8 protein-coding genes are annotated in these 9,182 nt (G+C 63.8%); 6 read left to right on the plus strand and 2 right to left on the minus strand.

Going from position 1 to position 9,182, the window contains the following annotated elements; all coding sequences use genetic code 11:
* Positions 1–187 precede the first annotated feature (187 nt).
* Together ACP15W_RS06385 and ACP15W_RS06390 are read left to right on the plus strand one after the other, a co-directional pair.
* Complete coding sequence (locus ACP15W_RS06385; RefSeq protein ID WP_424932018.1) at positions 188–1,510, plus strand: serine hydrolase domain-containing protein; 1,323 nt, start codon at positions 188–190, stop codon at positions 1,508–1,510.
* A 100-nt stretch (positions 1,511–1,610) separates the two neighbouring features.
* Positions 1,611–3,293 (plus strand): ABC transporter permease, encoded by a 1,683-nt coding sequence (locus ACP15W_RS06390; protein WP_424932019.1) that lies wholly within the window; start codon positions 1,611–1,613, stop codon positions 3,291–3,293.
* Here ACP15W_RS06390 and ACP15W_RS06395 read toward each other — a convergent pair.
* On the minus strand, positions 3,275–4,294 hold the full coding sequence (locus ACP15W_RS06395) for a ribose-phosphate pyrophosphokinase (protein ID WP_424932020.1): 1,020 nt from the start codon (positions 4,292–4,294) through the stop codon (positions 3,275–3,277). The genes ACP15W_RS06390 and ACP15W_RS06395 overlap by 19 nt on opposite strands.
* A 119-nt stretch (positions 4,295–4,413) precedes the next feature.
* On the opposite strand from ACP15W_RS06395, the gene ACP15W_RS06400 reads away from it, so the two are divergent.
* The 3 genes from ACP15W_RS06400 to ACP15W_RS06410 all read left to right on the plus strand — a co-directional run bounded on the left by ACP15W_RS06400 (position 4,414) and on the right by ACP15W_RS06410 (position 7,196).
* Positions 4,414–5,016: a 2-hydroxychromene-2-carboxylate isomerase gene (locus tag ACP15W_RS06400; protein WP_424932021.1), complete on the plus strand. Its 603-nt coding sequence runs from the start codon at positions 4,414–4,416 to the stop codon at positions 5,014–5,016.
* Between the two features lie 57 nt (positions 5,017–5,073).
* Positions 5,074–5,856, plus strand: coding sequence for an exodeoxyribonuclease III (xth, locus tag ACP15W_RS06405; protein WP_424932022.1), 783 nt, complete (start codon positions 5,074–5,076; stop codon positions 5,854–5,856).
* Positions 5,857–6,338: 482 nt separating this feature from the next.
* Complete coding sequence (locus ACP15W_RS06410; protein WP_424932023.1) at positions 6,339–7,196, plus strand: pseudouridine synthase; 858 nt, start codon at positions 6,339–6,341, stop codon at positions 7,194–7,196.
* 456 nt (positions 7,197–7,652) lie between these two features.
* On the opposite strand, the gene ACP15W_RS06415 is transcribed toward ACP15W_RS06410, so the two are convergent.
* Positions 7,653–7,856, minus strand: coding sequence for a cold-shock protein (locus tag ACP15W_RS06415; protein WP_424932024.1), 204 nt, complete (start codon positions 7,854–7,856; stop codon positions 7,653–7,655).
* A gap of 417 nt (positions 7,857–8,273) precedes the next feature.
* Between ACP15W_RS06415 and ACP15W_RS06420 the strand changes: the two genes are divergently transcribed.
* Positions 8,274–9,179: a 5-bromo-4-chloroindolyl phosphate hydrolysis family protein gene (locus ACP15W_RS06420; RefSeq protein WP_424932025.1), complete on the plus strand. Its 906-nt coding sequence runs from the start codon at positions 8,274–8,276 to the stop codon at positions 9,177–9,179.
* Positions 9,180–9,182 lie beyond the last annotated feature (3 nt).

Below are 9,182 nucleotides of genomic sequence, written 5' to 3' on the forward strand. Positions count from 1 at the left end.
ACTTCAGTCGACTGGCCAGCCTGGTGCCGCCTGCGTCTCCTGAGCCGCGCCGCCGAGTGAGGCCAGGGCGGCCTCGCGGGCACCGACCGGGGGGCAAACCTTTGGGCGTTGCAATCGTTGCGAGTATGGTTGCGCATGCTGCAAGATGCGATCCATTTGGAGTTGAAATCGTGTGGAAGGGCCTCGAATGACGACGCGAAGATCATGGGGGGCATCGGTCGGGCTCATGCTTGGTCTGGGCCTCCTGGGCGCAGCCAGCGCAACGGCTGCGCAGGAGCGGACGCAGCTCGAGGCATTCGTGACGGGTTTCCCGGCCGAACTGGCAAGCCGGACGCGGGACGCTTCCTTACCCAGGCTGCTCAGCGGTGGCGATGAGGCGGCCTACTTCAACATGCGCGCCTCCGAGTTCCTGCCGACAGCCATTCTGCCTGTTCGTCAGCCCGTCATGCCGCTGGCGACCGCCATCGAGCCCCGGATCGGCGAGATTTCCGCAGAGACGATGAACTTCGGTGAAATGACGCTGGACGAATATCTGGCGCTCCCCGAGAGTTATGTTCAAAGCTTCATCGTCATTCACGATGGCCGGATCGTCTTCGAGGCGTATCCGCGGATGCGCCCCGAAGACCATCACCTGTGGATGTCCAACGCGAAGGTGACGGCCTCACTGGTGATAGACCTCCTGATCGAGGAGGGCAGGATCGACGAGAACGAAACTCTGGGCACCTACATCCCCGAATTCGTCGGAACCCCGACCGGAGATGTTACCGTGCGCGATGCCCTCGACATGACGACGGGGCTGAACAGTGACGAAAATCCCGAAACGCGCGCCGATCCGAACTCAATCGCGATTCGGACCTTCAATGCCGAGTTCGGGATGCCGCATGACGGCGCGCCCGAACGCCTGATCGACGTGTTGAAGGACGCGGAGCCCGTCCGCGAAGCGGGCGAGGCATTCCAGTATGCGTCGGCCACGACCCAGTTGCTCGTCTACCTTGCCGAAGCGGTCGAGGGAAAACGATGGCCGGACACCTTCGACGAGCGGGTCTGGTCGAAGATCGGGGCCGAAGCTCCGTTCCAGGTTCACCTCACGCCGGATGGCGTCGCCATTGCCCACGGTTTGGTCTCGAGCAACCTGCGCGACCTCGCACGGTTCGGCATGCTCTACACGCCGAGCTGGACCGAGATCGCCACCGAGCAGGTCGTCTCCGATGCGATGATCCGGCGCATCCGCGAGAGCGTGCGATCAACCGACTTCTTCCTTGGCGGTTACAACGGGCCCGCGTTCCAGGCGATCTTCGACGATGACACCATGCTTTCGAACAGCCGCCAGTGGGATATCGTCTGGCCGGACGGGGACATGTGGAAGGGCGGGTTGATGACGCAGGGGCTTTACGTGTCCCCCGACCGGGATCTGGTCATCGCCTATTTCTCGGTCAACGTGGGCGATCGGTCGATCGACCGCTTTCTCCGGCCCATCGCGACCTCCGATCTGTTGAATGGCGGAGACTGACCAGCACGCGCGCCGTGCCCGCCCTCAAATCAGACCACTTTAGTCGACTTCTGTTTTGCTGTAGGGATTCCGCCTCGCGGCTTCGGAAGGAACGACCACATTGAGCGAGCGGATTCTCAACTGGCTGGCCTGGCTCGCCGCACTCGTCTGCGTCGCGCCCATCGTGGCGGCGGGGCTTGCGGCCTTCACCGGCGATTTCGACACCTGGCGCGGGCTGATGAACACGGTCCTGCCGGGTTATGTCGCCAATACCCTGATGCTCGTGGTGCTTGTCGGGCTGGGCACCGCCGCGCTCGGCACCGGCGCGGCTTGGCTGGTGACGATGTATCGCTTTCCGGGATCGCGCGCGCTCGAGGTCCTGCTCGTGCTTCCGCTGGCCTTCCCGGCCTATGTGCTGGCCTATGCCTATACCTACCTGCTCCAGCATTCCGGCCCCGTTCAGAGCGCGCTGCGCGATGTGACCGGTTGGGGGCCGCGGGACTACTGGTTCCCTGAGGTCCGCTCGCTGCCCGGTGCCGCCTTCATGCTGATCTGCGTCCTTTACCCTTACGTCTACCTGCTCGCGCGCACCGCCTTCGCCCAGCAATCGGTCGGGGCCTATTTCGCCGCGCGCACGCTTGGCCGCGGACCCTGGGGGGCATTCTGGTCGGTGAGCCTGCCCATGGCGCGGCCCGCCATTGTCGGCGGGGCGCTGCTCTGCGTGATGGAGACGATCGCCGATTACGGCACCGTCTCGCATTTCTCGGTGCAGACCTTCTCGACCGGGATCTACCAGGCGTGGTTCTCCATGGGCGACCGCGCCGCCGCGGCCCAGCTTGCCCTCGGGCTCCTTGCCTTTGCCCTCGTCCTCGCGATCCTCGAGCGTATCCAGCGGGGGCAGGCGCGCGCGCACACCCGTGGCAACCGCGCGGAAATCTACGATGCCCAGCCCATCGGCGGGCTTGCCGGGGGCTTGGCGGCGTTTTTCTGCTTCCTGCCGGTTTTCGTCGGATTCCTCCTGCCGGTGATCGTGCTGAGCCGGATGGCCATCGATTCGGGCCAGAGCCCCTTCGATGGGCGCTACCTGCGCTTCGTGACAAACTCCCTCACCCTGGCCGGCACAGCAGCCCTCGTGACCGTCACGGCCGCGATCCTGATCAGCTTCCGGGTCCGAACCCGCCCCGGCCGTTCCTCACGCGCCATGGTGCTGGGGGCCGGGCTGGGCTATGCCGTGCCCGGCGGTGTGATCGCCGTTGGCATCCTCGTGCCGCTCGCGGCCCTCGACAACGTGCTGTCCGACTGGCTGCAATCCGCCTTCGGCCGCACGCCGGGGCTCATCTTCACCGGTTCGATCTGGGTGCTGGTGGTGGCCTACATGGCCCGCTTCATGGCCGCCGGCCTCAATACCATCGAGGCGGGCTATGCCAGCCTGAGCCCCAATCTCGACGCAGTGACCCGCACGCTGGGGCGCAACCCCACAGGCCTGCTCGCGCGCGTCCATCTGCCGATCCTCAGGCGCAGCATTCTCGCCGCCGCCCTGATCGTCTTCGTCGACACGATGAAGGAATTGCCCGCGACCATGATCATGCGGCCCTTCAACTTCGACACGCTCGCCGTACAGGCCCACCGGCTCGCCGCCGACGAGCGGCTTCACCAGGCGGCGGTGCCCAGCCTCGTGATCGTGGCGATCGGGCTGCTGCCGGTCTTCATGGTCTGCCGGCAACTCTCACGCAGGGCGCCGGGCCGACCGGCCCCGGAACCGCGCAGCGCGGGCGTCGCCCAGCCCTACGCCGCGGACGGGTAGAGCGCCTCGTAGATCGGCTCGAGCGTGTCGGAGCCGAAGAGCGAGGAAACGCTGGTGCCATTGGCGATGTTAAGGATCGCCTGCCCGAAGAGCGGCGCCACCGGAACGGTGCGGATGTTGGGCGTCGCGCGGACTTCCGGCGTCGGCTCGATGGAATCCGTCACCACGAGGCTCTTCATCGACGAGTTGCGCACCCGCTCCACCGCCGGGCCCGAAAGAACGCCGTGGGTGATGTAGGCGTGAACCTCCGAAGCGCCCTGCGAGGACAGCAGATCCGCGGCCTTCACCAGCGTCCCGGCCGTGTCGCAGATGTCGTCCACGATGATGCAGACCCGATCCTGAACGTCCCCGATCACCGTCATGGACGCGATCTCGCCCGGCTTCGAGCGCCGCTTGTCGACGATGGCGAGATCCGCCCCGATCCGCTCCGCAAGCTCGCGGGCACGCGCCACGCCGCCCACATCCGGCGAGACCACCGTCACCTTGTCGAGATCGGCGAAGTTGTGCTTGATGTCGAGCGCGAAGACCGGCGCGGCATAGAGGTTGTCCACCGGAATGTCGAAGAAACCCTGGATCTGCGCCGCATGGAGATCCATCGTCAGAACCCGCTCGATGCCGGCCTGGGTCAGGAGGTTCGCCACCAGCTTGGCGCTGATCGGCGTGCGGGCCTTCGAGCGGCGATCCTGCCGGGCATAACCGAAATAGGGCATCACGGCGGTGATCCTATGCGCCGAGGAGCGGCGCAGCGCATCGCACATGATGAGCAGTTCCATCAGGTTGTCGTTCGCCGGGTTCGAGGTCGACTGGATGATGAACATGTCCTCGCCGCGGACATTGTCGAACACCTCGACGAAGATCTCCTGGTCGTTGAACCGCTCCACGCGGGCATCCACGAGGTCCACCCGCTCGCCGCGATGAATGGAAATCCGCCGGGCAATCGCACGCGCCAGGGTCTGGTTCGAGTTCCCGGCAATGAGCTTGGGCCTGAAGATGGTATTCATCACGAGCGGTCCTCACGTGAATATGACAAGTTGCCGGGGGGGTATCACCCGGACGCGGGCTTGCAAAGCCCCCGATTTTCCGCTCCCTCATGTGCAAAACCAACCAGAGGGCGAGGGACATGACCCAGATCGACTATTATTACTTCCCGATTTCACCCTATGTTTACCTCGCCGGGCTGCGCCTTGAGGAAATTGCAGGCAAACACGGTGCCTCGATCAACTACAAACCGGTTGAACTGATGCGAATCTATGCGGAAATGGGCACCGAGCCGCTGCCCAAACGCCACGATTCGCGCAAGATCTACCGCCTGAAGGACATTGCCCGCCAGGCCCGTTTCCTCGACATGCCGCTCAACCCCGAGCCCGCGCATTTCCCGACCAACCCCGTGCCCGCCTGCACCGCGCTGATCGCGGCCGCCCATGACGGCAGCGGGGACGTGGGCAAGCTCGCCCACCTGCTCTCGCGCGCGACCTGGGCCGAGGAACGCGATCTCGCCGACGAGGCCGTGGTGCGCGATTGCCTGAGCCAGGCCGGTTTCGACCCCGAGCTGGCTTCGAAGGGTATGCTCTCGGGCGTCGAGGAGCTTCAGCGCAACACCGACGAGGCGATCCGCCGCGGCGTCTTCGGCGCGCCGTTCTACGGCGTGGGCGAGGAGCTTTTCTGGGGCCAGGACCGTCTGCCGCATCTCGACGCGCATCTGGACGAACTGGCCGCTCGCTGATAGGCCGATCCGGCGCCTGGAAATGCGGGCTGCGCAGTCAGACAAGCGGAAACGCCAATGAAAATTGCATCCTTCAATATCAATGGCGTGAAGGCGCGTCTGCCCGCATTGCTCGACTGGCTCGGTGAAGCACAACCCGATGTGGTTGTGCTTCAGGAGATCAAGAGCACCGACGAAACCTTCCCGCGCTCTCAGGTCGAGGATGCGGGCTACAGCGTCGAGACCCACGGCCAGAAGAGTTTCAACGGGGTCGCGATCCTCTCGAAGCACCCGCTCGAGGATGTCAGCCGTGGCCTGCCCGGCGACGAGGAGGACGAGCAGGCCCGCTGGATCGAGGCGACCGTTGTGGGGGAGGCGAACGCCATCCGCATCTGCGGGCTCTACCTGCCCAACGGCAACCCGGCACCCGGCCCGAAATACGACTACAAGCTGGCCTGGATGGAGCGGCTCCACGCCCGCGCGTCGGAGCTGATCGCCGGCGAGGAATGCGCGCTCATGGCGGGCGATTACAATGTCATCCCGCAGGGCATCGATTGCCACGACCCCAAGGTCTGGGCCGAGGATGCGCTCTTCCTGCCGCAGACCCGCGCCTCCTTCCAGCGCATCACCAGCCTAGGATTCACCGACGCGCTGCGCGCCAGCACCTCGGAGGACAAGATCTACACCTTCTGGGATTACCAGACCGGGGCGTGGCAGAAGAACAACGGCATCCGCATCGACCATTTCCTTCTGACGCCCCAGGCCGCCGACCGGCTCACCGCCTGCGGCATCGACAAGGACATCCGTAGCCGGGAAAAACCTTCCGACCACGTGCCGATCTGGGTCGATCTGGATCTTTGATCGACCCCGAGACTCGGACCTTGTTCGGTTCGGGCAGGTCTTGCTGCCGTGCTGGCAGTTGATGGCGCGGCTCAGCGCTTTGATCGAACCGGACACGGGCCGGGTCTCGGTGAACAGCAAACGTCGATATCGACTCTCGGTTGCCGCGAAATGCGGCAACACAAACGTTGCCGATGATTTCCACCTTTTTGATAAATATATTAGAATTATATTTGGGAAAATTCGCTTTCTCGATCTGACTGTGATTGCAATCTGTTGCTCCAAAATTTTAGCCGTCTGTTTGTCTGACTTGCATAATTCTTGTTTCATTCTTGGTTGGTTTCCAGCGCGGAACACGCCAGAAGCGCCGCGCCTGCGGTAGCCCGTTCCGCGGGCCGGCGCATCGTTTTTGGGAAGCCGAAAGCTCTATTCCACCCCGGCCAACCGCCCGCAGTGTGAGAATCCCGTTCCCTCCGGCAGGCCCCCCGTATAAACCCCACCGAATGACAGACGATCCCACATCCGAACGTATCGCCAAGCGCCTCTCCCGCGCCGGTGTCGCCTCGCGCCGCGAAGCCGAGGCGATGATCCTCGCTGGCCGGGTGGCCGTGAATGGCAAGGCGATCGCATCGCCCGCCCTGAACGTCACCGCGTCCGACCGGATCGCCGTCGATGGCAAGGCCATTGCCGAGCCCGAAGCCACACGGCTCTGGCGCTACCACAAGCCCGTGGGCCTGGTGACGACCGCGCGCGACGAGAAGGGTCGCACCACGATCTTCGACAGGCTCCCCGAGGACCTTCCGCGGGTCATGAGCATCGGACGTCTGGATCTCAATTCCGAGGGGCTGCTGCTGCTCACCAACGATGGTGCGCTCAAGCGGCGGCTCGAATTGCCCTCGACCGGCTGGGCGAGGAAATACCGCGTCCGCGCCAACGGCAGCGCGACCGAGGAGTCGCTGGAACCGATCCGCAAGGGCGTCACGGTCGATGGCGAGAGGTTCCAGCCCATGTCCGTCACGCTCGACCGCCAGCAGGGCGCGAATGTCTGGCTCACCATCGGCCTCCGCGAGGGCCGCAACCGCGAGGTGCGCCGTGCCCTCGCGACCGTCGGGCTGACCGTCAACCGGCTGATCCGCATCTCTTACGGCCCGTTCCAGCTTGGCGACCTCGCCTCCGGACAGGTCGAGGAAATCCGACCCAAGATCCTGCGCGACCAGATCGGTGCCCTTTTGACCTCTGACCGCACGGAAAGCGAACCGGGCCGGTCACCCCGAGCGGCCAAAGGCGCACCCGGAAAGGCTCGCCGCGTCTCTCGTGGCCCCGGCCCACAAGGCAAGGGCAGGCCCGCGAGAAAGCTCTGAGCACCGGACGCGCCAGTTCTCGTGTGCGGTCCTGGGTGTTGGTCGAACTCTTGATTTCTCGTTAATTCGCCGTTGCGAACGGTGTTCCGGCGTGGGTCGCCATACAAACAGCCATATCGAAACCATACGGAATCCATATCGATTACATACGCGATTTTCTCTGGGAATGGTGAGGGTATGCCGGCTTCGCAGCCTCGGGTCCGGGGTCTGTCCAGGCTTTGCAATGCGCCCGTGGCGTGTCCGCCATGGGCTTTCTCAATGGCACATTGAAATGCACTTTGGTGAGGCTTTCAAAAGCGAAACCGTTCTTGCGCCTTCCGGTCTCCCCGATCCCGAAAGCGTATAGGTTTCAGCTGGATACAGCCCGTTTCAATATTGAGCCGCCCATTGTGGGGCGGTCCCGATCCGTTCGTTTCTGCTGAGTTCATGTCCCTGGCCCGCAGGCCAGCGGAGGTGTCAAACCTTCAGTTCGCCGGCACTCTTGCGGCCGTCACGGCCATCGATCAGCTCGTATTCGATCGGCTGATTATCGGTAAGAGTCTGCAGTCCGGCCTTCTGTACGGCCGTGATATGGACGAAAACGTCCTTTCCCCCATCGGAGGGCTGGATAAAACCATAGCCCTTTTCGGTGTTGAACCATTTCACCGTGCCTTTGGCCATTCGGAAAGTCCCTAAGTCACTGCCAACCCGGACCCCGCGCCCGGGCTTCTTCGACGCCACACCACTCGGACGCGGCGCACGGTTAAGCAGCTGCATCGGGTTGCGAGACCTCGTGATCTTGGAATAGCCCGATTCGCACTGCAAAAAAAGCGGCTACACAACCTGGACAGGGGCGGGAGTTCACGCCTGACGCGCAAATGTCGCCGAATGCCCTAAATCATAACAGTTGATGAACAAAAATGTTTGCCGGCACTGGCTTTGAAAGGGGGCAATGGCTATCTTTCAAACCGGTTCGCTGCTGCAGCGAGGCTGAAAAACGGGCGATTCAGGCATGCGATTCCTTGCTTTCATCATTCTGGCCGCAATCGTTTTGGCCGCCGGCTTCGGGGCACTCGGGCCCGCCGGAGGGATCATCTGATGGCCGCACAACGTTTCGGCGGCAAGTATTCACCCGGTGGTCCGGTAGCAGAGGCCGGGACCAAACGGACGGCGCCCTTCGAAAATCGCCGCGCGCGCAAGGTGAGCATCCGGGCCCGCCTGATGTATCTACTGCCCGTTCCGATGTTCTTCGCGGGGCTCGGCGCCATCTTCCGGGGCGATCCGGTCGAGATGGTCGCGGAGGTCGGCGGTTTCGCAGGGCTGACTTTCGCAGCCTATCTGCTCAACGAAGGTTTGAAGGCGGAAGCGGCCTTCGAAGCGCGCCGGGTGGCAAAGCCGCCGAGTTTCCCGCGCAAGTCTGTCGCAGCAGTTCTCACCGGGCTCTGCGTGACAGCCGTGGGAACACTCAGTCTCGGCCAGCCGCTTCTCGGTGCGCTTGTCTTCGGAATCGCCTCGGGCGGTGCACAGATCCTTGCCTTCGGACTGGACCCGATGCGTGCCAAGGGGCTCGATGGTGTTGACAGTTTCGAGAGCGAACGGGTGGCCCGCGCAATCGACCGGGCCGAGGCGCTCGTGCGTGAGATCTCGTTGGCGGCGGATCGCATCGGCGAGCGGGCGATGGAAGACCGGGTCCAGCAGATCTGCGGACAGGCGCGCGGGCTCTTCCGCACCGTTGAAGAGGATCCGAGGGATCTGCCGCGCGCACGCAAGTTCCTGACAGTCTATCTCACCGGCCTGCGCGATGCGACGCAGAAATACGCGAGCCTGAGCCCGCAGGGGCGCGATGCCGAATCGCGCGATCAGTTCCAGGCTCTGCTGACGGATCTCGAAGGCAGCTTCACTGCGCATCGGGAGGATCTCCTGCGCGACGATCGAAGCGAACTCGACACGGAAATCGAAGTTCTGAGAGAGAGGCTCAAGCAGGACGGGCTTGTCTCCAACTGACAT

The organism is Amaricoccus macauensis, from assembly GCF_049800915.1.
Classification (GTDB): domain Bacteria; phylum Pseudomonadota; class Alphaproteobacteria; order Rhodobacterales; family Rhodobacteraceae; genus Amaricoccus; species Amaricoccus macauensis_A.